We start from the raw sequence: 25308 nt of genomic DNA, 5'->3' as shown, positions 1-25308 counted from the left end.
TTTAACGGTGAGTTAGTTGAGGCGTACGCTCATCAGCCACAGACCGCAATGTGCTCTGCCACCTGGCCGCGAGCAGAGCACAGGCCATCACAGTCAACATCGTTACCCGAATGGAATGATGCCCTCCACATCGCCTTTACGTAGCTGGCCACGGTAGATGGAGAGCACTTGCTGTTTCTTTGCGGCCCGCAACATAGCTTGATGCCCAAGCCTGCGCTGCTCCCACAATTTCAGATGCCCACGAGAAAAGTCCTGATCTGCCGTGTCCACGGCAGGATAATGAAAGTGAGCCTCCCAGATAGGCTTGCCTAGTACCCGTTTGATCTCGTAGGTATCCAAATAGTCATTTGTTCCCAACGGCACTCTGCGATCTGCTCGGCTAACGGTAATCTCACCCAGTTCGTAAAGGAATTTGAGCGCGTTCATGGCAGGGGTTTTACAGGTCAAATAATAGGTCTTGAGCAGCTTCTGACGATGGTCGTCAAGCTCAGTGATTGCATGCTCGATTCGCCCTCTCAACGCACTTACAGCATCAGTTCGAGGCAACAACGCCAGGTTGGCTTTGAAGCTACGTCGAACAGCAACCAGGCACCTTGAGTGAGAACCGCCCACTGGCTTTCTGCGTTGGCGACCGAGCTGCGTTCGGCCAGATCGACCAGCAAATCGCGGTTGGCTTTGTACAACTGAAGGTCGACATCATTTAGCCAGGGTTTGGCCCAGAACTGAGCAGGCGCAACACGCCCGGGCAAGATCGAGGTATCGATAATCGAGTGCCCCAGATGGGGCTCGCTGAACCCGCCGTGGTCGTAAACCGGGCGAGCTTCAGGCGTTAGCCAGTCAAGAATGCTGGCCTGCAGCTCAACGTTGTTGCGCACCTCATCCATCAAGGCGTCTGTGCTTGTGAACTCCAGCACGGCCCTACTACCGTAAAGGGGCCTGTACAGCACAACTGTTCCAGGCGTCTGATTGACCAGAACATACATGCCATGTACCTGATCGTATTGCTCACTGTCCGGTGCACGTCGCAATGCGAACGGCATCAGTGTGCTGGCCGGTTGCATTGCGTCCACCCTGCCGCCGCAATAATCGGAAATAGCCTGAAGACCGATTTCGCTTAACTGTCCCCTCAATTTTGCCTGCAAGGCGCTGTGCAGTAATGCGCTCCGCCATTCTCCTGCGAAGCGTTTGACCCGCTCAGACTGACGCTGCGCGTCGTCGAGATGGGTGACCACATATGCCGGGTAAGTGGCGCCGATATCCAATCGCCAGACAAGCTGCTTGGGGTAGTCGACCGTCAACCAATCCATGATCAGCTGATCTTCACGGTGGCTGATGGCGGTGCGCAAAAGGGTCTCCTCCAAGCTCATGCCGATGCCATACCATCCCTTGCTCGTCCACAAGGGCGGGATACTCCTGCTGTAGGGCCTGCGCAGATTCATCCAGCGTGTCGAACGTCCAGACCACGCCGGACGGCTTGCACCACAGCACTGCCTCACCCTCGTCCCACTGTCCCTGTACGATGAGATCTGGCAGGAAACGGCTAACGCTGCTGTTCTGATAGGGACGTACCATCTCCACCATGAACACAGTCGGCCGCTCACTGGGGCTGCCCAAGAGTCCACGCAGACAAGCCTGCTACCGAGCGCTCAAGCCGTGAAGCGACAGGTTGTGCAGCAGCGCCGTTTTCATGACCAGCTGCAGCCAGCGATCGCGGCTGACGCCCATACTGCCGACAGCACGCCAGTACTTGACCTGTGCCGCGTTGAAATAGTCGTCCAGTAAAAGCAGCAGGTCTTCGAAGGCAGGTTGCAGAGCCACGAGATCGATTTGATCGCCCTCGGCAGTCTCGAACGGGTCGGGGATGGCAAAGAAGTGTCTGCCGCTGAGCAGCAGATACTGATTGATGTTGGCCACTGGCGTGAAGTCCAGCACCCGGTTGTGCAGCTTGGCCTTGAGTATCTCGTCTACGAGTGGAAGGGTCGTTGAGCTTTGCCCATCGGGGTTCACCCTGACCAGGCTCAGCTGGTTGGTATCCTTGAGCGTGGGCGATGAACGGCAATCAGGGGGTAGTGCTCGATCAGCAAGCCCATGATTTGCAGGCTGGCTACCTGCCGTAAGGTAGGCCGACCAGAAAACTGCGCGTTGACCTGGGCTTTGAAGTCGTATGAAGCGGCTCGAGCGGTGGGCATGGTGGGCCTCCTTGAATCGGGAGACCCACCGTAGCCACGCACGTGTGGTCATTGGCCGTACATATTGCTAGGCCAGGTCGTGCGTCAGCTGTAGACCCGCCCCAACACCTGGCGGTGGCTCTCGAACTGATCCAGCACATCGCGCACGATTTGTTCAGGCGCAAAGCCCATCAGGTCATACTCCTGGCTACCGTCGTGCAAATACACTTCGGCGCGGTAGAAGCGTTGCCGTACCTCGGGCTCACCCTCGGCCGGGGCTTCTGTTGGTGCAGCCATGTAACCATCGAGGCTGACCTCGTAGACGAAGGGGTTGCCTTCTTCCATCATCACCCGCAGGCCCATCATGTTGCGCGACTGGCCGACCCGGGTCTCGACGTCGAAGCCCTGGGTTTGCAACTGGGCCGCTGCATCCTTCAGCGCAGGGCTTACCTGCTTGTCCATGAAGCGCTGTACCACTGCCTGGGTCGGTTGCAGTTCGAGCTGAGTCAGGCGCTCACTGAAGCCTCGACGGCCACGTGCGGCCAGTTCGGCCCGCTCCTGCTCCATGGCCACGTCCTGCCGCATGGCCTTGTACAAGCCGAACATGAACAGCACCAGCACCACCGAGAACGGCAGGCCTGCCAGCACCACCATGGTCTGCATGGCTTCGAAGTTGCCGGCGAACAACAAGCCGATGGTGACCAGCGTGATGATCACCGACCAGAACACCACCATCCAGTGCGGGGCGTCCTCGTCGACCTTGCCACCTTTGCACGACAGGTTGGCCATCATGACTGCGCCGGAGTCCGCTGGGGTCAGGAACAACACGAAGCCAACAAACACGGCCACACCGATCACGATCTTAGCTGCCGGGAAGTATTCCAGCAGTTGGTAGATTGACATGGACGGCTGCTCGAGGGCGGTCTTGCCCAGTTCCACGGCGCCATGGTTGATCACCAAGTCCAGGGCGGTATTGCCGAAGATCGACAGCCACGCCAGGGTGAAGCCCAGCGGGATCAACAGCACACCGCTGACCAACTGGCGCACGGTACGGCCCTTGGAGATCCGGGCAATGAACATGCCTACGAACGGGCCCCAGGAAATCCACCAGGCCCAATAGAACACCGTCCACAAGCCCAACCAGCGTTCGGACTTGCCCGCCTCACCCTCATACACATACAGGTCAAAGGTTTTCAGCACGATGCCGTTGAGGTAGTCGCCCACGTTCTGCACGAAGCCGTTGAGCAGGTGCAGGGTTTCGCCGCCCAGCAGGACGAAGATCAGCAGGCCACTGAACAGCGCGATGTTCAGGTTGGACAGGCGGCGGATGCCGTTCTCCACACCCGAGACCGCTGCTACCGTTGCAACGCCAGCCATTACCAGGATCACCACCAGCAGGTTGGTCTTGCTGTGGTCCATGCCGAACAGGTATTCGAGCCCCGACGCAACCTGCATCGAGCCGATCCCAAGGTTGGTGACCAGGCCCAGCAGGGTCACGAACATGCCGAAGATATCCACAGCGTTGCCGGCAGCGCCCTTGACCCAGCGCTCGCCCACCAGTGGATAAAGTGCCGAGCGCAGGGCCAGCGGCTGGTTGTGACGGTAGGCGAAGTACCCCACGGCCAGGCCCACCAGAGCGTAGATCGCCCAGCCGTGCAGGCCCCAGTGCAGGAACGTAAGCTGCAGGCCCTGACGCGCCGCTTCCAGGCTGGCCGGCGTGCCTTCGGGCGGATTGAAGTAGTGATCCAGCGGCTCGGATGCGCCGAAGTACAACAGCGAGATACCGATGCCCGACGAGAACAGCATGCCGGCCCAGGCGCCATAGCTGAAGTCAGGCTGGTCTTCCTTGCCGCCCAGCTTGAGCTTGCCGTAGTCGGAAAACGCCAGGTAGATGACGAACAGCAAGTAGCCGCAGATCACCAGCATGTAGTACCAGCCGAAACTGCGCGTCAGCCACTGCTGGGCGACGCCCAGTACGCGGCCGGCAGTTTCAGGAACAGCGATAAGCAAGGCAGTCAGAACGAGGATCATCAGCGCCGAGGTGTAGAACACCACGCGGTTGACCCGTACCCTCTCGGCGGGGGGTTTGGTTAGTGAGGCAGAACTCATTGCAAGAAGGCTCCGGGCAGAACGGCAGTGGAGGCTAATCGGTCTTCCTGAGCATTTGGTGGAATACCCCCACTGCATCAGGTGTTATAAAAGCACCCTGGAAATCGCGGTTTCGAACCGATCCGCTGCAACACATACGCCGTTACCACCGCTTCAAAACGCTGCGCACGGTTGAAAGTGCGCGCATTGGTCACAGGGATATCGCCCGATCCTGAGGCATGTCGCAGGTCTTCCACGCTGCGACGGCGTCTGCGTCCTTTATCGATCGCCCCCGTTACAAGCCTTGCCGGCCCTGGGTTTGCGCGATTTCCTAAGGTTTCAATCGATGCCGCTGGAGCCGTCACATGGGCTGTCAATGGCACAAATTGTCGCAGAGCTTATTCTTTATTGATTGAACGTTCAATCAAAACAAAATAGACTGGTCTTCGCTGAGTCAGACGCTGGTCGTCTGCTCGCAGACCTGAGGAGAAAGCAAGATGCCCAAGGTCGGTATGCAACCCATCCGCCGTCAGCAGTTGATCGAAGCCACGTTACAAGCGGTCGATCAGGTCGGTCTGGGGGACGCCAGCATTGCGCTCATTGCCCGTTTGGCCGGCGTGTCGAACGGCATCATCAGTCACTACTTTCGGGACAAGAACGGCCTGATCGCAGCGACGATGGGCTACATCATGAGCATGCTCAACGAAGGCGTGCGAGCACGCCGCCAGGCGTTGACGGACGATGCGCCGCGCGCCCACCTGAAAGTGATAATCGAGGGCAACTTCGATGCCAGCCAGGTGAATGGCCCGGCGATGAAAACCTGGTTGGCTTTTTGGGCTTCCAGCATGCACCAGCCCGATCTGCACAGGTTGCAACGGATCAATGACCACCGTTTGTACTCTAACCTGTGTTGCCAGTTTCGCCGCGTGCTGCCGCTTTACCATGCACGCAAGGCAGCCCGCGGGCTGGCGGCTCTGATCGACGGTCTGTGGCTGCGTGGAGCCTTGTCGGGGGATGCCTTCGACACCGACCAGGCGATACGGATCGCTTACGAATACATGGATCTACAACTGGCCAAGCAGCGCACACTGGGCACCGACCCTGCTGCTGAAAAACGGCGCACGGCCTCTGCCAGCACGGCAGGAGCGTGACGCCTGGCCTACACACACATTGCACTTGCGAGGACACTATGGCCCGTTTCGGAACGCAAAAACTCTACATCGATGGCGGTTACGTCGACGCTGGCACCGATGCCACCTTCGAAGCCATCAACCCGGCTACCGGCGAAGTGCTTGCCCACGTGCAACGCGCCACCGAGGCTGACGTCGAGAAGGCTGTCGAAAGCGCCGAGCGCGGCCAGAAAGTGTGGGCGGCCATGACTGCCATGCAGCGCTCGCGCATCCTGCGCCGCGCCGTGGACATCCTGCGCGAACGCAACGACGAGCTGGCTATGCTGGAAACCCTGGACACCGGCAAGTCCTACTCCGAAACCCGCTACGTCGACATCGTCACCGGCGCTGACGTACTGGAATATTACGCAGGCCTGGTCCCTGCCATCGAAGGCGAGCAGATTCCGCTGCGCGAATCGTCCTTCGTCTACACCCGTCGCGAACCGCTGGGCGTGACTGCCGGTATCGGCGCCTGGAACTACCCGATCCAGATCGCCCTGTGGAAATCCGCACCGGCCCTGGCTGCCGGCAACGCGATGATCTTCAAGCCGTCGGAAGTCACCTCGCTGACCACCCTCAAGCTGGCCGAGATCTACACCGAAGCCGGCCTGCCGGACGGCGTGTTCAACGTACTGACCGGCAGCGGCCGCGAAGTCGGCAGCTGGCTGACCGAGCACCCGCGCATCGAGAAGATCTCCTTCACCGGCGGCACCACCACCGGCAAGAAGGTCATGGCCAGCGCCTCGAGTTCCTCGCTCAAGGAAGTGACCATGGAGCTGGGTGGCAAGTCGCCGCTGATCATCTGCGCCGACGCCGACCTGGACAAGGCCGCCGACATCGCCATGATGGCCAACTTCTACAGCTCGGGCCAGGTGTGCACCAACGGTACCCGCGTGTTCATCCCAGCCGAGCACAAGGCCGCCTTCGAAGCCAAGATTCTCGAGCGCGTGGCGCGTATCCGTGCCGGCAACCCGGAAGATGAAAACACCAACTTCGGCCCGCTGGTCAGCTTCCAGCACATGGAAAGCGTGCTGGGCTACATCGCCAAGGGCAAGGAAGAAGGTGCCCGCGTACTGTGTGGCGGCGAGCGCCTGACCGAAGGCGACTTCGGCAAGGGTGCCTTCGTGGCCCCGACCGTGTTCACCGACTGCCGCGACGACATGACCATCGTCAAGGAAGAGATCTTCGGCCCGGTCATGAGCATCCTCAGCTACGAGACCGAGGAAGAAGTGATCCGCCGCGCCAACGACACCGAATACGGCCTGGCTGCCGGTGTGTGCACCAACGACCTGAACCGTGCCCACCGCATCATCCACCAGCTCGAAGCGGGCATTTGCTGGATCAACGCCTGGGGCGAGTCGGCAGCCGAAATGCCGGTGGGCGGCTACAAGCAATCGGGCGTTGGCCGCGAGAACGGCATCAGCTCGCTGGCCCAATACACCCGCATCAAGTCGGTACAGGTCGAGCTGGGCGACTACGCCTCGGTCTTCTGACCGGCCGTAGCACGCCAGCCCATGCTGCAGGACAGCGCCGGTCGTTGACCGACCGGCCCTTGCAGCACTCATCCATTTGCGCGTGAGGCCAGGCTGCACCAGGTGCAGCGCCAGACGCGCAACTGCTTCCGGAGGAAGCTTCCCCATGGAATACGATTACATCATCGTTGGTGCCGGCTCTGCCGGTAACACCCTGGCTACTCGCCTTACCGAAGACGCAGGCACCACCGTGCTGCTGCTAGAAGCCGGCGGCCCTGACTATCGCTTCGACTTCCGTACTCAGATGCCAGCTGCCCTGGCCTTCCCGCTGCAAGGCCGCCGCTACAACTGGGCCTACGAGACCGACCCGGAGCCGCACATGGACGGCCGCCGCATGGAATGTGGCCGCGGCAAGGGCCTGGGTGGCTCCTCGCTGATCAACGGCATGTGCTACATCCGCGGCAACGCCCTGGACTTCGATGGCTGGGCTGAGCTGCCAGGCCTGGAAGACTGGACCTACCTGGACTGCCTGCCGTACTTCCGCAAGGCCGAAACCCGCGACATCGGCCCCAACGACTACCACGGTGGTGACGGGCCGTTGAGCGTGGCCACGCCCAAGGCTGGCAACAACCCGCTGTTCAACGCAATGGTCGAGGCTGGCGTACAGGCCGGCTACCCGCGCACCGAAGACCTCAACGGCTACCAGCAGGAAGGCTTCGGCCCGATGGATCGTTCGGTGACCAAGAATGGCCGCCGCTCCAGCACTGCCCGCGGTTACCTGGACCAGGCCAAGAAACGCCCCAACCTGACCATCGTGACCCACGCCCTGAGCGACCGCGTACTGTTCGACGGTAAGCGCGCCATTGGTGTGAGCTACTTGGTGGGCGACAGCGAAGAGCGCGTCGAAGCACGTGCCCGCAAGGAAGTGATCGTCAGCTCCGGCGCCATCGCCACGCCGCAACTGCTGCAGCGCTCCGGCGTGGGCCCGCGCGCCCTGCTCGAAAGCCTGGACATCCCGGTCGTTCACGACCTGCCAGGCGTTGGCGAAAACCTGCAGGATCACCTGGAACTGTACCTTCAGTACGCGTGCACCCAGCCCGTCTCGCTGTACCCGTCGCTGCTGTGGTGGAACCAGCCGGCCATCGGCGCCGAGTGGCTGTTCAACGGTACCGGCATCGGGGCCAGCAACCAGTTCGAGGCCGGCGGTTTCATTCGCTCGCGCCCTGAATTCAAATGGCCGAACATCCAGTACCACTTCCTGCCGGTAGCCATCAACTACAACGGCTCCAAGGGCGTCAAGGAACATGGCTTCCAGGCGCACATGGGCTCGATGCGCTCGCCTAGCCGCGGCCGCGTGCAGGTCAAGTCCAAGGACCCACGCCAGCACCCAAGCATCCTGTTCAACTACATGGCCACCGAGCAGGACTGGGAAGAATTCCGTGACGGTATTCGCCTGACCCGCGAAATCATGGCCCAGCCAGCGCTGGACCCGTACCGTGGTCGCGAAATCAGCCCAGGTGCGCACGTGCAAACCGATGAAGAGCTGGACAAATTCATCCGTGAGCACGCCGAAACCGCCTACCACCCATCGTGCTCGTGCAAGATGGGCACCGACGACATGGCAGTGGTCGATGGCGAAGGCCGCGTGCATGGCATGCAGGGCCTGCGTGTAGTGGATGCGTCGATCATGCCGATCATCATCACCGGCAACCTCAACGCCACCACCATCATGATCGCCGAGAAAATCTCGGACAAGATCCGTGGTCGCAAGCCGTTGCCGCGCAGCACTGCCAAGTACTACGTGGCCAACGACGCGCCGGTCAAAGGCAAGCCCATGCGTGAAGTGAAGCAGGGCTGATCACCAAAGGGGCTGCCTGGCAGCCCCTTTTTTTCGAGTCAGCGAACGACTATTCCGCGCGCTGCCATATAGGCCTTGGCCTCAGGCACCGTGTACTCCCCAAAATGGAAGATGCTGGCAGCCAACACGGCACTGGCATGCCCTTGCAAGATACCATCGGCCAGGTGCTGAAGGTTACCCACCCCGCCCGAGGCGATCACCGGGATGCTCAACGCATCGCTGATGGCACGGGTCACGCCCAGGTCGAACCCGTTCTTCATGCCATCCTGGTCCATGCTGGTCAGCAGGATTTCGCCCGCACCCAGGTCTTGCATCTTCTTCGCCCACTCCACCGCGTCCAGGCCGGTCGGCTTGCGCCCGCCATGGGTGAAGATTTCCCAGCGCGGGGTTTCACCGGGGCCGGATACCTGCTTGGCATCGATGGCCACGACGATGCACTGGGAACCGAAACGGTCCGCCGCCTCGCCCACGAAGTCCGGGTTGAATACCGCGGCAGTGTTGATCGATACCTTGTCGGCACCGGCATTGAGCAGGTTGCGGATGTCCTGCACGGTGCGCACCCCACCCCCCACGGTCAGCGGGATGAACACCTGGCTGGCCATGCGCTCGACGGTGTGCAGGGTGGTATCGCGACCATCGACGCTGGCCGTGATGTCGAGGAAGGTGATCTCGTCCGCACCCTGCTCGTTGTAGCGCCGGGCAATCTCCACCGGGTCGCCGGCATCGCGGATGTTCTCGAACTTGACGCCCTTGACCACACGGCCGTTGTCCACGTCCAGGCAAGGGATGATGCGTTTAGCTAAAGCCATGAGAGGGCTCCTGGGAAGCAACAGCAAGCGGCAAGCGTGGGGCAACACAGGAGACGCCATAGGCGCCCCCTTGTCGCGCTCGCTTAGCGCTGGCCAATGCTCGGGTAGTTGTCACAGAAGGCCTGAGCCTCGGCTACGTCGAGGGTGCCCTCGTAGATGGCGCGGCCGGTGATGGCGCCAATGATGCCAGGCGCCTTGGCTTCGAGCAGCGCCTTGATGTCGCCCAGGTTGTGGATGCCACCCGAAGCGATCACCGGAATCGACGTGGCTTCTGCCAGGGCCTTGGTGAACGGTACGTTGCAGCCCTGCATCATGCCGTCCTTGGCGATGTCGGTGTAGACGATCGCCGAGACGCCATCGGCCTCGAAGCGCCTGGCCAGGTCGATGACCTGCACGGTGCTCACTTCGGCCCAGCCATCGGTGGCGACGAAGCCGTCCTTGGCGTCCAGGCCGACGATGACCTTGCCAGGGAAGGCCTTGCAGGCCTCGGCCACGAATTCAGGCTGCTTCACCGCCTTGGTGCCGATGATGACATAGCTGACGCCAGCCTTGACGTAGTGCTCGATGGTTTCCAACGAGCGGATGCCGCCACCGATCTGGATCGGCAGGGTCGGGTAGCGCTTGGCGATGGCGGTGACCACTTCACCGTTGACCGGCTGGCCTTCGAAGGCACCGTTGAGGTCGACCAGGTGCAGGCGACGGCAGCCGCCCTCAACCCACTTGGCGGCCATGCTCACCGGGTCATCGGAAAATACCGTGGAATCTTCCATGCGGCCCTGGCGCAGACGCACGCAGGCACCGTCCTTCAGATCGATAGCGGGGATAATCAGCATCTTGGGAACCTGTCCGTTCTTGGGGTTTCAGGGCTTCTCGAGCGCCCACAGATCGCTTTCGATGCTCTCGAACCGCTCCTTGAGGTGCAGCTGAACATCGGCGATCGCCCTGTTGTAGTAATGGGGTGCAATGTGATGGGTGAACAGTTCGAGCACCTCGGCGACTTCGAATGACCCCAACTCCAGCTCGAAACGGTCTTCGAGAAAGCGCTTGAGCGTATCGAGCGCTTCACGCTCCTGCTCGGGGGCCAGCGTGAGGATCGGCGCCTTGGTCTTCGAGCGGCTCATTTACCAGCGCCCGTCCCAGGCCACGAAGTTCTGCAGCAGTTGCAGGCCATGGGTATGGCTTTTCTCCGGGTGGAACTGGACCGCGAAACGCGAACCATCGGCCAGCGCCGCGGCGAAATCGACGCCGTAATGGCCACGGCCAACCACCTGGGTGGGCTTGCCGGCGGCAATGTAGTAGCTGTGCACGAAATAGAAACGCGCCTGGTCGCTGATGTCGTGCCACAGAGGGTGATCGACGCTCTGGCTGACTTCGTTCCACCCCATGTGCGGCACTTTCAGGTGCTCGCCGTCTTCTTGCAGGTCTTTGCCGAACAAGCGCACCTGGCCCGGGAACAGGCCAATGCAGTCGACGCCGTCGTTTTCTTCACTGTGCTCGAGCAGCGCCTGCATGCCTACGCAGATACCCAGGAATGGGCGATCCTGGCTCACTTCACGCACCAGGCTGTCAAAGCTCAGGCGCCGAATCTCGGCCATGCAGTCGCGAATGGCACCAACGCCTGGGAACACCACCCGGTCCGCTTCGCGGATCACCGCTGCATCACTGGTGACCAGTACCTTGCCAGCGCCGACGTGCTCAAGCGCCTTGGCCACCGAGTGCAGGTTGCCCATGCCATAGTCGATTACCGCTACCGTCTGCATTTACAGGCACCCTTTGGTGGACGGCATCTGCCCGGCCATGCGCTCGTCGAGGGTAACAGCCATGCGCAGTGCGCGGCCGAAGGCCTTGAACACGGTCTCGATCTGGTGGTGGGTGTTGTGCCCCCGCAGGTTGTCGATGTGCAACGTGACCAGGGCGTGGTTGACGAAGCCCTGGAAGAATTCCTGGAACAGGTCGACGTCGAAACCGCCGACGCTGGCACGGGTGTAAGGCACATGCATCTGCAGGCCGGGGCGGCCGGAGAAGTCGATGACCACGCGCGACAATGCTTCGTCCAGCGGCACATAGGCGTGGCCGTAGCGGAAGATGCCTTTTTTGTCGCCGATGGCCTGGGCGAACGCCATGCCCAAGGTGATACCGACGTCCTCGACGGTATGGTGATCGTCGATATGCAGGTCGCCCTTGCACTCGATATCCAGATCGATCAGCCCGTGGCGGGCGATCTGGTCCAGCATGTGTTCAAGGAAAGGCACGCCGATATCGAATCGGGCCTTGCCACTGCCATCGAGGTTGATCGAGCACTTGACCTGGGTTTCCAGGGTATTGCGCTCGACGGAAGCCTTACGTTCGACCATCACCAGCTCCGCAAAATCATTAGGCGAAAAGGGCTGCATTATAGGCGCAGATGGCCGCTGCTTGGAACGCGCAAGACATATGACAAGCCCAGTGATGACGGGGTCGGATACCGCTACAGGTCTATACAACCGGGAGGAAATGACCGCTTTTGCGATAACTCTAGGGCCGCCACTGAACGCGGCCCTGTTGCACTTGCCGACAGCATCGATGCCACGGGGCCCGGCGCGAATGCCCCATGACAACGCTTCGACCGGCCTAGGTCAGTGGAACAATACGGCGGTCTTCTGCAGGGTCACCCAGACGCCCCAGGCCAACGGCACCACCACCACGGCCCAGGCCAACAGCACCAGCGGCAGGCTGCCAGGTGCGGCCTTCCATTCGAGGGATCGCGCGCCGTCAGCGCCCTTGTCGTGGCTCAACGCCCGTTCGGCGGCCAGTTGCGCATCGGTCATGAAGTGCTTGTCGGCCACCGGGCGGATCAGCATGTTGCAGATGAAGCCCAGCACCAACAGGCCAGCGAGGATGTACAGGGTCATGTCGTACGCTGCCGCACGCTCGACGCCAGCCGCCAACTGATACTCGCGCAGGTAGGTGATCAATACAGGCCCCAGCACCCCGGCGGCGGCCCAGGCTGTCAACAGGCGCCCATGGATGGCGCCGACCATTTGCGTGCCGAACAGGTCGGCCAGGTAGGCCGGTACCGTGGAGAAGCCACCGCCGTACATCGACAGGATGATGCAGAACGCCGCCACGAACAGCGCCACGTTGCCCAAGTGGCCCATGTTCGGGATCAGGCTGTACAGGCCAACGCCCAAGGCAAAGAAGGCGAAGTAGGTATTCTTGCGCCCGATATAGTCGGAGAACGACGCCCAGAAAAACCGCCCGCCGATGTTGAACAGGCTCAACAAGCCGGTAAAGCCCGCCGCAATGGCGGCAATCTGCGCCAATTGCGCGGCATTGAGCTGGCTGAAGGTGAGTTCATTGCCCAGCAGCTTGCCAGCGAACACTTCCTGCAACAGCGGCGAGGCCATGCCAAGAATACCGATACCGGCCGACACGTTCAGGCACAACACCAGCCAGACCAAAACGAACTGCGGGGTTTTCCAGGCTACGCTGACGTGCACATGGCGATCGGTGACCATGCCGTTGCCCGCCTTCTTGGCCGGTGCGCTCCAGCCTTCGGGCTTCCAGCCGGTGGGCGGGATGCGATACGCCAGGGCGCCGGCCGTCATGAACACGAAGTAGATCGCGGCCATGACCACGAAGCTCTGCCATACGCCCACCTCGTGCGCGTTGCCAAAATGGCCCATCAGCGCCGTGGCCAACGGTGCACCCACCATGGCTCCGCCGCCGAAGCCCATGATAGCCATGCCGGTGGCCATGCCGCGCTTGTCCGGGAACCACTTGATCAGGGTGGAAACGGGCGAAATGTACCCCAGGCCCAAGCCAATGCCGCCGATCACACCGGAGCCCAGCCACATCAGCCACAGCTGATGGGTCTTCACCCCGATGGCGGAAATCAGCATGCCGCCACACCAGCACATCGCCGAGACCAACCCGGCCTTGCGCGGGCCGGCGTGCTCCAGCCAACCGCCCAGCACGGCGGCCGAACAGCCGAGGAAGACGAAGAATAGGGTGTAGATCCAGCTGAGCATCGAAATGGGCCAGTCGCACTCGGCGCTGAACAACCGGGCAATGAAGCTCATGTCTGGCGCGCATGCCACCGGCGCCGTAATGCCCAAGGCTTGCGACAACGGCAGCCAGAACACCGAGAAGCCATAGGCCATGCCGATGCACAGGTGAATGGCCAGAGCAGCCGGGGGCACCAGCCAGCGGTTGAAGCCCGGCCGGGCGATGATGCGTTCCTTGGAGAGGAAGCCTGGCGCACTGGCCAGGGCATCCGCCGTCACGGTACGGCTCATGGAGATGATCCTTTTTTATAAGTTGTAGAGGCAGACAAAGCGGCGCAAGGGTGCAGTATCCGATCACATGAAAGCAATCTGATATCGCCCATTTTAGTTCGGCTGACACGGTCAGGCGCTGTAGCCGATCTTTCTGAACTGCCATGATCACCGCTGTCGAAAGCCGTAGCATCTGCTTGGCATGTAGGAAATGGCCGGTATATCCAGGCGAATAAACAGGGACGGCCGCTGCGGCGCTATACTCTCGCGCTTGAATTCACATTCCGATAGTTAAGGACTCGCCCATGAAAGCGTTCGGCAAAATCCTGGGCCTAGGGCTTCTCGGGTTGTTGCTGATCATCGTGGCGCTGGGCTTTGCCCTGACCCACCTGTTCGATCCCAACGACTACAAAGACGAGATTCGCCAGTTGGCGCGCGACAAGGCTCATGTGGAGCTGACCCTCAACGGCGACATTGGCTGGAGCCTGTTCCCATGGCTGGGGCTGGAGCTGCATGACGCCAGCATCGCCACCTTGAATGCGCCCAAGTCGCCCTTTGCCGACTTGCAGATGCTGGGCCTGTCGGTGCGGGTACTGCCGCTGCTGCGCCGCGAGGTGCAGATGAGCGATGTGCGCGTCGAAGGGCTGAACCTGATCCTGACCCGTGACGAACAGGGGCATGGCAACTGGGAGGACTTCGGCAAGCCATTGCCCGCGTCGGCCGAAGGCAAGACCCCTGCGCCAGGGGATACGCAGGGCACCGAAAACAGCGATCAGCGCTCCGGCACCGCCAGCGCAGACCGACCGGTCAAGCTCGATATCGACAGCTTGACCGTGAACAATGCACGCGTGCAGTACACCGACGCACGCAGCGGCGTCAGCTACAACGCCGAAAGCATTCAGCTCAGCACTGGCGCGGTGCACGAAGGCGCCAGTATTCCACTCAAGGCCAGCGCATTCATCAGCGCCAGCCAGCCCAACATCAAGGCGCGCACCGAACTGGCCGGCGAGCTGCGCCTGGACCGTGCGCTCAAGCGCTACAGCTTCGAAGACATGCGCCTGTCGGGTGAAACCTCCGGCGAGCCTACCGGCGGCAAGACCGTGACCTTCGCCGCCCAGGGCCAATTGCTGCTCGACCAGGCCGCCAACGTGGCGTCATGGAACGGCCTGAAACTGTCGGCCAACCAGCTGCGCGCCCTGGGCGAACTCAACCTGCGTGAGCTGGACAAGACGCCGCAGCTAAGTGGTGGCCTGTCCATTGCGCAGTTCGACCTGCGCACGTTCCTGGACGGTATCGGCCATCCGCTGCCTGCTACCCAGGACCCGGCCGCCTTCGGCAAACTCGAACTGGTCACGCGCCTGCAGGGCACCCCTGCCAGCATCGCCCTGGAAGACTTGTCGGTGAAACTGGACAGCAGCACCCTCACCGGGCGCGTGGCGATCGAAGATTTCGCCAGGCAAGCCCTGCGCCTGCAGCTCAAGGGCGACAGCTTCGATGCCGACCGGTACCTGCCGGCCAAAAGCGAAGAGGCCAAGGGCGCCACTGCTGCGCGCAAGGCCCAGGTACAGCAGCAGGAAGCCAGTGCCGTGGCCGGTGCAGGCAGCACACCGCTGCCCGACGCCCCCACCCAGGGCGCCTGGAGCACCGACAAACTGCTGCCGGTGGACCGTCTGCGCGCCCTCGACCTGCAGGCAGACCTGAGCTTCGGTTCGCTGACGCTGGACAAGCTGCCCATCGGCAACGCCCGCCTGACAGCCAATGGCCAGGGTGGGCTACTGACCCTGCAAACCTTGCGCGGTGACCTGTACAACGGCACCTTCGAGGCCAAGGGCACGGTCGATGTGCGCCCCGCCGTGCCACAGCTGGGGGTCAATACCCGCATTCAGCGAGTACCGGTCGAGCACTTCATCAAGACCGACGACAAAAACAAGACGCCGCCGGTCAAGGGCCTGCTGACCCTGTCCAGCGACCTGACCGCCACCGGTAACAGCCAGAAAGCGCTGGTGGACACGCTCAACGGCACGGCCAACTTCACCATCAATGACGGTGTGCTGGTCAATGCCAACCTCGAACAGCAACTGTGCCAGGCCATCGCCACGCTCAACCGCAAGTCGCTCAGCGGCGAGCCGCGCGGCAAGGACACCCCGTTCCAGGAGCTGCGTGGCAGCGTGGTGATTCGCAATGGCGTGGCCAGCAACCCTGACCTTAAGGTGCGAATCCCAGGCCTGACCGTCAACGGCCATGGTGACGTGGACCTGCGGGTATTGGGCATGGACTACAACGTGGGTGTGATCGTCGAGGGCGACCAGCGGGCCATGCCCGACCCGGCCTGCCAGGTCAACGAGCGCTATGTGGGTGTGGAAGTACCGCTGCGCTGCCGTGGCCCGTTGGAGCTGGGCGCCAAGGCTTGCCGTCTGGACAAGGACGGCATGGGCAAGGTCGCTGCCAAACTCGCAGGCAATCGCCTCAAAGACAAGATCGACGAAAAGCTCGATGAAAAACTCGGAGACAAAGTGAGCCCGGAACTCAAAGACGCGCTCAAGGGGCTGTTCAAGCGATGACACCCGAGCAGTTTTCCAGCGCTGTGCTGGAGTGGTACGACGCACACGGTCGGCACGATCTGCCCTGGCAACAGGGCATCAACCCGTATCGTGTATGGGTGTCTGAGATCATGCTGCAACAGACCCAGGTCAGCACGGTGCTGAACTATTTCGACCGCTTCATGCACGCGCTACCGACCGTGCAGGCGCTGGCCGAGGCGCCCGAGGACGAGGTGCTGCATTTGTGGACGGGCCTGGGCTACTACACCCGCGCCCGCAACCTGCAGAAGGCTGCAAGAATCGTGGTCGAGCAGCATGGCGGGGTGTTTCCGCGCAGCGTCGAGCAGCTTACCGAGCTGCCGGGTATCGGCCGCTCCACAGCCGGCGCCATCGCCAGCATCAGTATGGGCATTCGTGCGCCGATCCTGGATGGTAACGTCAAGCGGGTGCTGGCCCGGTTCACCGCCCAGGCCGGTTACCCCGGTGAGCCGAAGGTGGCCAACCAACTGTGGGCCACCGCCGAGCGCTTCACGCCCAAGCTTCGTGCCAACCACTACACCCAGGCAATGATGGACCTGGGCGCGACGCTGTGCACCCGCAGCAAACCCACCTGCCTGCTCTGCCCGGTACGGCGCGGCTGCGAAGCGCACCTGCACGGCGAAGAAACCCGCTACCCCGAGCCCAAACCGCGCAAGGCGCTACCGCAGCGGCGCACGCTGATGCCGCTGCTGGCCAACGACGACGGCGCCATCCTGCTGTACCGTCGCCCGTCCAGTGGCCTGTGGGGCGGGCTGTGGAGCTTGCCGGAGCTCGACGACATCGGCCAGCTCGACGACCTGGCCGACCAGCACGGCCTGCGCCTGGGCCGCAGCCGCGCCCTGGACAACCTGACCCACACCTTCAGCCACTTCCAGCTGGCCATCGAGCCTTGGCTGGTGCACGTCGACCCGGTCGGCGAGCACATGGTCGAGGCCGACTGGCTCTGGTATAACCTGGCCAACCCACCGCGCCTGGGCCTGGCCGCCCCGGTGAAGAAGCTGCTCAAACGCGCAGCCGACGAACTGATTGCAGGAGATGCCTGATGACCCGCACCGTGATGTGCCGCAAGTACAACGAAGAACTGCCCGGCCTGGACCGCCCACCCTATCCGGGGGCCAAGGGCCAGGACATCTTCGATCACATCTCGCAGAAGGCTTGGACCGACTGGCAGAAGCACCAGACCATGCTGATCAACGAAAAGCGCCTGAACATGATGAATGGCGAGGACCGCAAATTCCTCCAGGCCGAGATGGACAAGTTTTTCGCCGGCGAAGAATACGCCCAGGCAGAAGGCTACGTCCCGCCCTCGCAGTGACCTCGGAGAACGTAAGCGACGGAATTAATTTAATATTTTTTTCAAAAAGTCGTTGACGAGCAGTCTGAAAGTCTATTTAATTCACCTCGTCGCCCAGATAGCTCAGTCGGTAGAGCAGAGGATTGAAAATCCTCGTGTCGGCGGTTCGACTCCGTCTCTGGGCACCACCTTCAGCTTCTGGTGGTTGCAAAGTTACCCGAAGCGACACAAGAAACCCGCCCAGTGCGGGTTTTTTGTTGCCTGTCGAAAAGTGCTGGTGGACCTCCCTTCGTCATGGGTAGCCTTCGAGCAGCAGCACTCATCCCGGCCAAGTTGACCAACATCAAAAAGCCAGCCCCCTGTCGTCCTTAGCATTCAAGGTAAACATTCGAACCACCTTGCAAGGACCTCCATGAGCGAAGACGCCCCTCTCCAGACTCCCCCTCCCCTCGAGAACGCTGCCCCCAAGGCCAAGCCGCGCACTCGCCGCCCCCGCCCGCGCAAACCCGAACCTGCCATCACCGCGATCAGCCAGGCGCCCGCCGCATTGGAAGTCGCCACCGCCCCCAAGGGCAGCAGCGAAGACAGCACATCGGCGCGCTTGCCATTAGGCTACCCCTACCCGCAGCGCTTGCGTCGACAAGAGTACGAAAGGGCCAAGCACGCCCTGCAGATCGAGTTGCTCAAGGTGCAAAGCTGGGTGAAAGAAACAGGTCAGCGGGTGGTGATTCTGTTCGAGGGGCGGGACGCTGCAGGCAAGGGCGGGACCATCAAGCGGTTCATGGAGCATCTGAACCCCCGGGGCGCTCGCATCGTTGCGCTGGAAAAGCCGTCGGAGCAGGAGAAAGGCCAGTGGTACTTCCAGCGCTATGTGCAGCACCTGCCCACGGCGGGAGAAATGGTGTTCTTCGACCGCTCCTGGTACAACCGCGCCGGCGTCGAGAAGGTGATGGATTTCTGCTCGCCCCTTCAGTACCTGGAGTTCATGCGCCAGGCGCCGGACCTTGAGCGGATGCTGTGCAACAGCGGCATCCTGCTGTTCAAGTACTGGTTTTCGGTGAACCGCGAAGAACAACTGCGCCGTTTCATCTCGCGCCGTGACGACCCCCTCAAGCACTGGAAACTGTCGCCCATCGACATCAAGTCCCTGGACAAGTGGGACGACTACACCGCCGCCAAGGAGGCCATGTTCTTCCATACCGACACCGCCGACGCGCCGTGGACGGTGATCAAGTCTGATGACAAGAAGCGTGCGCGCATCAACTGTATCCGCCACTTCCTGCATTCGCTGGACTACCCGGACAAGGACTTGAGCGTGGCCTACGCGCCGGACCCTCTGCTGGTCGGCCGGGCATCGCGCGGGTTCGAGGAGGACGACGCCATCGCCAGTTGACGGCCACTGGTGCGTGCATGGCACTTGGGTTTCGCGGGCAACTGCGCTTCAATACGCGCACTTTCAAGCCCCACCCAAGGATTGCCCATGGCCACCTCTACCAAGCAACAAAAACGCGCCAAGCGCGCCGCCACCAAGGCCAAGCAGAACCGCATGGTACGCAGCGGCCAGGCCGTGAAGGCCAGCGCAGGCGATAGCGCCAGCGTCGAGCAGGTGTTCGACAAGGCCATGGCGTCGGCCAGTTACGACCCTCTGTTCAAGAAAATGAAGGAAGCCCAGGAAGGCGGCCTGGTGCCGATGATCTCGGTATTCCTGGTGGACCCGCTGCTGGCCTTGGTGCTCAAGGGCCACAAGGAAGAACACGCGACCGACTATATCGTGATGGTATTCAACGCCTACCGTGCATGGCTCGATGGCGCGGACGAAGACACGACCATGGCGTGGCTGGAAAGCGATGAGTTCCAACAGGCTTACCTGGCTGCGTCCGAGCTGGTGGCCAAGCAGCAGCAACAGCAGAAGCAGTTTGGTTGATTGCTGTCAGGGGCGGTTCGTTGCAGGGCGAACCGTCCCGGCAAGTAGCTGGGAGGGCTGAAGCTTTTTTGAAGGACTCCCCGGCACACAGCTGGAAACCATCCCATGTGTGGGCCTTGCCGGGGCGCCTGATCGGCCCTGATGGGCTGCGCGGCAGCCCCAGGATTTCAGCTTCTGAATTGATATTGTCGGGGCCGCTTTGCGGCCCATCGCGGCACGAGGGCCGCTCCCACAAGAGCGGGTTATCCTGCAGATACAGTTGATCCTGCAAGGCAAAACGACAAGCTGGTGAGCTGCCGATGACCTCAATGCTGCAGGGTCAGTAGCGGCTTGCAGTGCCAACCTATCGCTGAGTCAAAAGCCTTGAAAGGTTATGGCACTCTGCTTCAAGGAAGTGCCATGCATGGCGATGGCGACTACATACAGCAGATAGCTTGCTGACGCCATCTTGTAGGAGCGGCCTCGTGCCGCGATGGGCCGCACAGCGGCCCCAGGTTTTCAGCTTCGGAGCAGATATGTCGCGGCCGGCCCGGCCACTCGGCAAGGACCGCTACATGGCATTGTGCAAGCTTGCAGATTTCGCGTAGAGCCGCTGCTTGCACCAGAGGGCAAGCGAGCGGTCGCCGCTGCCTTACTTGACCACTGCCGCCTGGCCACCAGCTTCGCGCTTGCGGTGCACCAGCAGCCCCGCAGCCACCACAGCGATGCTCAGCAGTGCCGTCGCGATGATCTCGATGCGGTGGTCCTCACGCAGTGCCATTACCCCCAGTACCGCCACGATAAAGGCAATGGTCGCCCAGGTCAGCCCTGGGAACAGCCACATCTTGAACGCGATCTGCTCACCGCTGGCCTCGCGCTTGGCACGCATGCGCAGTTGCGAAACGGCAATCACCAGGTACACCAGCAACGCGATGGCGCCAGAGCTTGCCAGCAGGAACTCGAAGACTTGGGCCGGCGCGAGGAAGTTGGCGAAGACGCACAGGAACGCCGCCGCAGTGGACAGCAACACCGCCACGTAAGGCGTAGCCGCCTTGGTGGTGCGCTGGGCCATCGCCGGGGCATCGCCACGCTTGCTCAGCGAGAACAGCATGCGCGAGGAGGTGTACAGCGCCGAGTTCAGGCAGCTGGTCACGGCGATCAGTACCACGATATCGACGATCAGCTTGGCATTGGGCACACCGATGCGGCTGAGTACGGTCTGGTACGAGCCGACTTCGGCCAGCGCCGGGTCATTCCATGGCACCAACGCCACGACCAGGAAGATCGACACCAGGTAGAACAGGCAGATCCGCCAGATCACCGAGTTGGTGGCGCGGCTGATCTGCTTGCCCGGGTCCTTGGACTCGGCAGCGGCGATGGTGACGATCTCGGTGCCCATGAACGAGAACATGGTCGTCAGCATGGCAGCCAGCACGGCGCCAAGGCCGTTGGGCATGAAGCCCTGGGTGTCGAACAGGTGGCTGGCACCGCTGACCTGGCTGGTGGGTACCAGGCCGAACATGGCCACGCAACCGACCACGATGAACGCGATGATGGCCAACACCTTGAGCAGGGCGAACCAGAACTCGAACTCACCGTAATTCTTCACGCTGAACAGGTTGGTCACGGTCAGCGCCAAGGTGATCAGCAGGGAGAATGCCCACAGGTCCACGGCCGGGAACCAGGCATGCAGGATGGCTGCAGCGGCGTTGGCTTCCAGCGGAATGACCAACACCCAGAACCACCAGTACAACCAACCGATCGTGAACCCTGCCCAGCGCCCGATGGCGCGGTCGGCGTAGGTGGAGAACGAACCGGTGTCGGGTGAGGCCACTGCCATTTCACCGAGCATACGCATGACCAGCACCACCAGCGTACCGGCAGCTGCATAGGCCAGCAGCACCGCCGGGCCCGCCGCTGCAATGGCGTGGCCGGAACCGACGAACAGGCCTGCGCCGATGACGCCAGCGATGGACAGCATGGTCACATGCCGTTGTTTAAGCCCCTGAGCGAGGTCATTGGAATTGTTGCCGCTCATAAAACTACCTTTGCAAGGAGTAGATCACGTCGGTTGCAGATGCGCGGCTCGCGTCTGGAGCATGCACAGCGGCAACCCTTGATTGGAGACTGGCAATAACCGCGCCATGTGCTACGCGCGCTCGACCAGACCACTCTCAAGACCAACAACGGCGGGGGCTAGGGCAAAAAACGCCACCGCGTGGCCGATTAGCCATGAAAAGCGCTCATTACCGAAATACTCACTTACAAATGCACCAAAGGTGCCCCTCGGTAACACCTGCGCACCATCACAATGCAAACAGGGCGCAACCCTTCGGTACAACCCTAGGCCAAGGCGGCGGTCAAAAAGGCTGCACCAGGGTGGCTGGACAGGCTGCCCGGACAGTCAGGTTTCACGGGCACATGGTCCGAAAGCGCTTCCCTGGAACCGTCAAAACTGGCACCATCGCGCCTTTTTTCATCATGGCTCTGGTGCCGGGCAACCTCCCTTGTGGACATCTGCGCGACGTTGCGCTGCAACGATGCGACAAACTGCCCCACCAATGCCCAGAGTGCCCGGCGACCCTGTTGGCCGTCATAATGCCGCTATGCTAGCTTGGCGCACGCCAGGAAGGCCGCCAACAGCTGGGAACGCACCCGAACACATGAGGACCGCACATGGCTCAGGCCACGCCCGCGCTGGAAATCCGCAACCTGCATAAACGCTATGGCGAGCAGGAAATTCTCAAGGGCATTTCGCTGACCGCACGCGACGGTGACGTGATCTCCATCCTGGGGTCGTCCGGCTCCGGCAAGTCCACCCTGCTGCGCTGCATCAACCTGCTGGAAAACCCGCACCAGGGCGAAATCCTCGTGGCCGGGGAAGCCCTCAAGCTCAAGGCGGCGAAGAACGGCGACCTGATGGCTGCCGACAACCGCCAGATCAACCGCCTGCGCAGCGAAATCGGCTTCGTCTTCCAGAACTTCAACCTGTGGCCGCACATGTCGATCCTCGACAACATCATCGAAGCCCCACGCCGCGTACTTGGCCAAAGCAAGGCCGAGGCCGTCGAGGCAGCCGAAGCGCTGCTCAACAAGGTGGGGATCTACGACAAGCGCCACAGCTACCCCGCCCAGCTTTCCGGTGGCCAGCAGCAGCGCGCCGCCATTGCCCGTACCCTGGCCATGAAGCCCAAGGTCATCCTGTTCGACGAGCCCACCTCGGCCCTCGATCCGGAAATGGTCCAGGAAGTGCTTAACGTTATCCGCGCATTGGCCGACGAAGGCCGTACCATGCTGCTGGTGACGCACGAGATGAACTTTGCCCGCCAGGTGTCCAGTGAAGTGGTCTTCCTGCACCAGGGCCTGGTCGAAGAGCAGGGATCGCCGCAGCAGGTCTTCGAGAACCCGACCTCGGCGCGTTGCAAGCAATTCATGTCCAGCCACCGCTAACGGAGCAATACATGCACACCTACAAGAAGTTTCTCCTGGCAGCCGCTGCCACCCTAGTGATGTCGGCCAATGCCATGGCCGCGGAAAAACTGCGCATGGGTATCGAAGCCGCCTACCCACCGTTCAACAACAAGGACGCCAGCGGCAACGTCGTCGGTTTCGACAAGGACATCGGTGATGCCCTGTGCGCCAAGATGAAGGTCGAGTGCTCGGTCGTCACCTCCGACTGGGACGGCATCATCCCGGCCTTGAACGCCAAGAAGTTCGACTTCCTGATCTCGTCGCTGTCGATCACCGACGAGCGCAAGCAGGCGGTGGACTTCACCGACCCGTACTACTCCAACAAGCTGCAGTTCATCGCGCCGAAGAACGTCGACTTCAAGACTGACAAGGACTCGCTCAAGGGCAAGGTCATCGGCACCCAGCGCGCCACCCTGGCCGGCACCTACCTGGAAGACAACTACAGCGGTGTGGACATCAAGCTGTACGACACCCAGGAAAACGCCTACCTGGACCTGGTCTCCGGCCGTATCGACGGCATCCTGGCCGACAAGTACGTGCAATACGAGTGGCTCAAGAGCAAGGATGGCATGAACTACGAGTTCAAGGGCGAGCCGGTGATGGACAGCGACAAGATCGGCATCGCCGTGCGCAAGGGTGACACCAAGCTGCGCGACGACCTGAACAAGGCCCTGGCCGAAATCAAGGCCGACGGTACGTACAAGAAGATCAACGACAAGTACTTCCCGTTCAGCATCGAATGATCCGCCCCGATTGGCGCGCCCCGGTGGCGCGCCACTCCCTAGAATGACCTGCCCATGAATATCGACTTGCACGGATTCGGTCCGGCCATGATGGCCGGCACCCTGATGACCGTAAAACTGGCGCTGTGCGCCTTGCTGTTAGGGCTGGTGCTGGGCCTGCTCGGCGCCCTGGCCAAGACTTCCCCGATCAAGCCGTTGCAGTGGCTTGGCGGTTTCTACTCGACCCTGGTACGGGGCATTCCCGAACTGCTGTGGGTGCTGCTGATCTACTTCGGCACCGTGGGCCTGATGAACGCCCTGGGTGAAGCCCTGCACATGCCCGGCCTTGAGCTCAGCGCCTTTGCCGCTGGCGTCATTGCCCTTGGCCTGTGTTTTGGCGCCTACGCCACCGAAGTGTTCCGGGGCGCCATCTTGGCCATCCCCAAAGGCCACCGCGAAGCCGGGCTGGCGCTGGGCATGTCCAAGGGCCGCATCCTGTCGCGGATCATCCTGCCGCAGATGTGGCGCATCGCCCTGCCTGGCCTTGGCAACCTGTTCATGATCCTGATGAAGGACACCGCGCTGGTGTCGGTGATCGGCCTGGAAGAAATCATGCGCCACGCCCAGATCGGCGTGACCGTGACCAAGGAGCCGTTCACCTTCTACATGGTGGCGGCCTGCATCTACCTCAGCCTGACCGTCATCGCCATGACCGGCATGCATTTCCTGGAACAACGCGCCGCTCGCGGCTTCGCGAGGGCCGAACAATGAACTGGGAAGTGATCATCAAGTGGCTGCCACGCCTGGCCCAGGGCGCTACCCTGACCCTGGAGCTGGTGGCCATCGCGGTCGTGGCCGGCCTGATCCTGGCCATTCCGCTGGGCATCGCCCGTTCATCGCGGCACTGGTACGTGCGCGCCGTGCCGTTCAGCTACATCTTCTTCTTCCGCGGCACCCCGCTGCTGGTGCAGTTGTTTCTGGTGTACTACGGCCTGGCCCAGTTCGACGCCGTGCGCGCCAGCGCGCTGTGGCCGTACCTGCGCGACCCGTTCTGGTGCACCGTGCTGACCATGACCCTGCACACCGCCGCCTACATCGCCGAAATCCTGCGCGGCGCCTTGCAGTCCATTCCCAAAGGCGAGATCGAGGCTGCGCGGGCGCTGGGCATGTCCCGGGCCAAGACACTGATCTACATCATGCTGCCCCGGGCTGCCCGCATCGGCCTACCGGCCTACAGCAACGAAGTGATCCTGATGCTCAAGGCCAGCGCACTGGCCAGTACGGTTACCCTGCTGGAACTGACCGGCATGGCGCGGACCATCATTGCCCGCACGTACTTGCCGGTGGAGATCTTCTTCGCCGCTGGCCTGTTCTACCTGCTGATCTCGTTCATGCTGGTGCAGGGCTTCAAGCTGCTGGAGCGCTGGTTGCGCGTGGACGCCTGCCAGGGGCGCTGATCCTTTACCGGCCGCAGCCGGCTGGCCCGTGTTTGCCTAGCATGTGGATGCAAGGGTGAAAG

General features: G+C 61.8%; 23 protein-coding genes and 1 tRNA gene. 13 read left to right on the top strand and 11 right to left on the bottom strand.

From position 1 onward, the window contains the following. Positions 1-102: 102 nt before the first annotated feature. The 4 genes from B2J77_RS01475 to B2J77_RS01455 all read right to left on the bottom strand — a co-directional run bounded on the left by B2J77_RS01475 (position 103) and on the right by B2J77_RS01455 (position 4277). A complete protein-coding gene (locus tag B2J77_RS01475; RefSeq protein WP_058639162.1) occupies positions 103-426 on the bottom strand; it encodes a hypothetical protein in 324 nt (107 codons plus the stop codon). Positions 427-524: 98 nt separating this feature from the next. Beyond that, a complete protein-coding gene (locus tag B2J77_RS01470; RefSeq protein WP_078477847.1) occupies positions 525-1346 on the bottom strand; it encodes a dermonecrotic toxin domain-containing protein in 822 nt (273 codons plus the stop codon). A gap of 289 nt (positions 1347-1635) precedes the next feature. After that, positions 1636-2241: a hypothetical protein gene (locus tag B2J77_RS21240; protein WP_153302477.1), complete on the bottom strand. Its 606-nt coding sequence runs from the start codon at positions 2239-2241 to the stop codon at positions 1636-1638. Between the two features lie 32 nt (positions 2242-2273). Then, positions 2274-4277: a BCCT family transporter gene (locus B2J77_RS01455; protein ID WP_058639166.1), complete on the bottom strand. Its 2004-nt coding sequence runs from the start codon at positions 4275-4277 to the stop codon at positions 2274-2276. A 476-nt stretch (positions 4278-4753) separates the two neighbouring features. Between B2J77_RS01455 and betI the strand changes: the two genes are divergently transcribed. From betI to betA, 3 genes are all read left to right on the top strand, one after another. Continuing rightward, positions 4754-5407: a transcriptional regulator BetI gene (gene betI, locus B2J77_RS01450; protein ID WP_058639167.1), complete on the top strand. Its 654-nt coding sequence runs from the start codon at positions 4754-4756 to the stop codon at positions 5405-5407. Between the two features lie 38 nt (positions 5408-5445). Continuing rightward, complete coding sequence (gene betB, locus B2J77_RS01445) at positions 5446-6918, top strand: betaine-aldehyde dehydrogenase (protein ID WP_023532870.1); 1473 nt, start codon at positions 5446-5448, stop codon at positions 6916-6918. A gap of 145 nt (positions 6919-7063) precedes the next feature. Further along, the gene (gene betA / locus B2J77_RS01440; RefSeq protein ID WP_058604247.1) at positions 7064-8755 is read left to right on the top strand and encodes a choline dehydrogenase; all 1692 of its coding nucleotides are present in this window, start codon (positions 7064-7066) and stop codon (positions 8753-8755) included. A gap of 38 nt (positions 8756-8793) precedes the next feature. Here the strand turns inward: betA and hisF are convergent, their stop codons facing one another. From hisF to B2J77_RS01410, 6 genes are all read right to left on the bottom strand, one after another. Continuing rightward, complete coding sequence (gene hisF, locus B2J77_RS01435) at positions 8794-9564, bottom strand: imidazole glycerol phosphate synthase subunit HisF (protein WP_058604246.1); 771 nt, start codon at positions 9562-9564, stop codon at positions 8794-8796. Positions 9565-9647: 83 nt separating this feature from the next. Continuing rightward, the gene (gene hisA, locus B2J77_RS01430; RefSeq protein WP_058604245.1) at positions 9648-10397 is read right to left on the bottom strand and encodes a 1-(5-phosphoribosyl)-5-[(5-phosphoribosylamino)methylideneamino]imidazole-4-carboxamide isomerase; all 750 of its coding nucleotides are present in this window, start codon (positions 10395-10397) and stop codon (positions 9648-9650) included. A 27-nt stretch (positions 10398-10424) separates the two neighbouring features. Further along, positions 10425-10685, bottom strand: a complete 261-nt coding sequence (locus tag B2J77_RS01425) for a DUF2164 domain-containing protein (RefSeq protein ID WP_027914086.1) — start codon at positions 10683-10685, stop codon at positions 10425-10427. After that, positions 10686-11324 carry an imidazole glycerol phosphate synthase subunit HisH gene (gene hisH, locus B2J77_RS01420; RefSeq protein WP_078477844.1) on the bottom strand — a complete coding sequence of 213 codons (639 nt, stop codon included), beginning with the start codon at positions 11322-11324 and terminating at the stop codon, positions 10686-10688. Beyond that, complete coding sequence (gene hisB, locus B2J77_RS01415; protein ID WP_023532883.1) at positions 11325-11918, bottom strand: imidazoleglycerol-phosphate dehydratase HisB; 594 nt, start codon at positions 11916-11918, stop codon at positions 11325-11327. A gap of 261 nt (positions 11919-12179) precedes the next feature. Then, the gene (locus B2J77_RS01410; protein WP_078477843.1) at positions 12180-13841 is read right to left on the bottom strand and encodes an OFA family MFS transporter; all 1662 of its coding nucleotides are present in this window, start codon (positions 13839-13841) and stop codon (positions 12180-12182) included. Between the two features lie 284 nt (positions 13842-14125). Here B2J77_RS01410 and B2J77_RS01405 point away from each other — a divergent pair, with 284 nt between their 5' ends. The 6 genes from B2J77_RS01405 to B2J77_RS01380 all read left to right on the top strand — a co-directional run bounded on the left by B2J77_RS01405 (position 14126) and on the right by B2J77_RS01380 (position 19617). Next, a complete protein-coding gene (locus tag B2J77_RS01405) occupies positions 14126-16381 on the top strand; it encodes an AsmA family protein (protein WP_078477842.1) in 2256 nt (751 codons plus the stop codon). After that, on the top strand, positions 16378-17442 hold the full coding sequence (gene mutY, locus B2J77_RS01400) for an A/G-specific adenine glycosylase (RefSeq protein WP_078477841.1): 1065 nt from the start codon (positions 16378-16380) through the stop codon (positions 17440-17442). Before B2J77_RS01405 ends, mutY begins: the two co-directional genes overlap by 4 nt. Next, the gene (locus B2J77_RS01395) at positions 17442-17714 is read left to right on the top strand and encodes an oxidative damage protection protein (RefSeq protein ID WP_058639172.1); all 273 of its coding nucleotides are present in this window, start codon (positions 17442-17444) and stop codon (positions 17712-17714) included. The genes mutY and B2J77_RS01395 overlap by 1 nt, the downstream gene beginning before the upstream one ends. A gap of 91 nt (positions 17715-17805) precedes the next feature. After that, positions 17806-17881: transfer RNA gene (locus B2J77_RS01390), tRNA-Phe, on the top strand. A 224-nt stretch (positions 17882-18105) separates the two neighbouring features. After that, entirely contained in the window at positions 18106-19086 is a 981-nt protein-coding gene (gene ppk2, locus B2J77_RS01385; RefSeq protein ID WP_078477840.1) for a polyphosphate kinase 2, read from the top strand. 87 nt (positions 19087-19173) lie between these two features. After that, positions 19174-19617 (top strand): hypothetical protein, encoded by a 444-nt coding sequence (locus B2J77_RS01380; protein ID WP_058639911.1) that lies wholly within the window; start codon positions 19174-19176, stop codon positions 19615-19617. A 631-nt stretch (positions 19618-20248) separates the two neighbouring features. Here the strand turns inward: B2J77_RS01380 and gabP are convergent. After that, a complete protein-coding gene (gene gabP / locus B2J77_RS01375; protein ID WP_078477839.1) occupies positions 20249-21634 on the bottom strand; it encodes a GABA permease in 1386 nt (461 codons plus the stop codon). A gap of 638 nt (positions 21635-22272) precedes the next feature. On the opposite strand from gabP, the gene B2J77_RS01370 reads away from it, so the two are divergent. The 4 genes from B2J77_RS01370 to B2J77_RS01355 are packed head-to-tail and all read left to right on the top strand — an operon-like array spanning position 22273 to position 25246. Then, positions 22273-23046, top strand: coding sequence for an ABC transporter ATP-binding protein (locus B2J77_RS01370; RefSeq protein WP_058606102.1), 774 nt, complete (start codon positions 22273-22275; stop codon positions 23044-23046). An 11-nt stretch (positions 23047-23057) separates the two neighbouring features. Beyond that, positions 23058-23810: an ABC transporter substrate-binding protein gene (locus tag B2J77_RS01365; protein ID WP_058639938.1), complete on the top strand. Its 753-nt coding sequence runs from the start codon at positions 23058-23060 to the stop codon at positions 23808-23810. Between the two features lie 54 nt (positions 23811-23864). Further along, the gene (locus B2J77_RS01360; RefSeq protein WP_058606101.1) at positions 23865-24560 is read left to right on the top strand and encodes an ABC transporter permease; all 696 of its coding nucleotides are present in this window, start codon (positions 23865-23867) and stop codon (positions 24558-24560) included. Next, a complete protein-coding gene (locus B2J77_RS01355; protein WP_078477838.1) occupies positions 24557-25246 on the top strand; it encodes an ABC transporter permease in 690 nt (229 codons plus the stop codon). Before B2J77_RS01360 ends, B2J77_RS01355 begins: the two co-directional genes overlap by 4 nt. Positions 25247-25308 lie beyond the last annotated feature (62 nt).

Origin of the sequence: Pseudomonas parafulva (genome assembly GCF_002021815.1) — a bacterium.
GTDB classification, from domain to species: Bacteria; Pseudomonadota; Gammaproteobacteria; order Pseudomonadales; family Pseudomonadaceae; genus Aquipseudomonas; species Aquipseudomonas parafulva_B.
The sequence above is the reverse complement of the archived record's forward strand: the minus strand, read 5'-3'. Positions and strand labels throughout refer to the sequence as shown.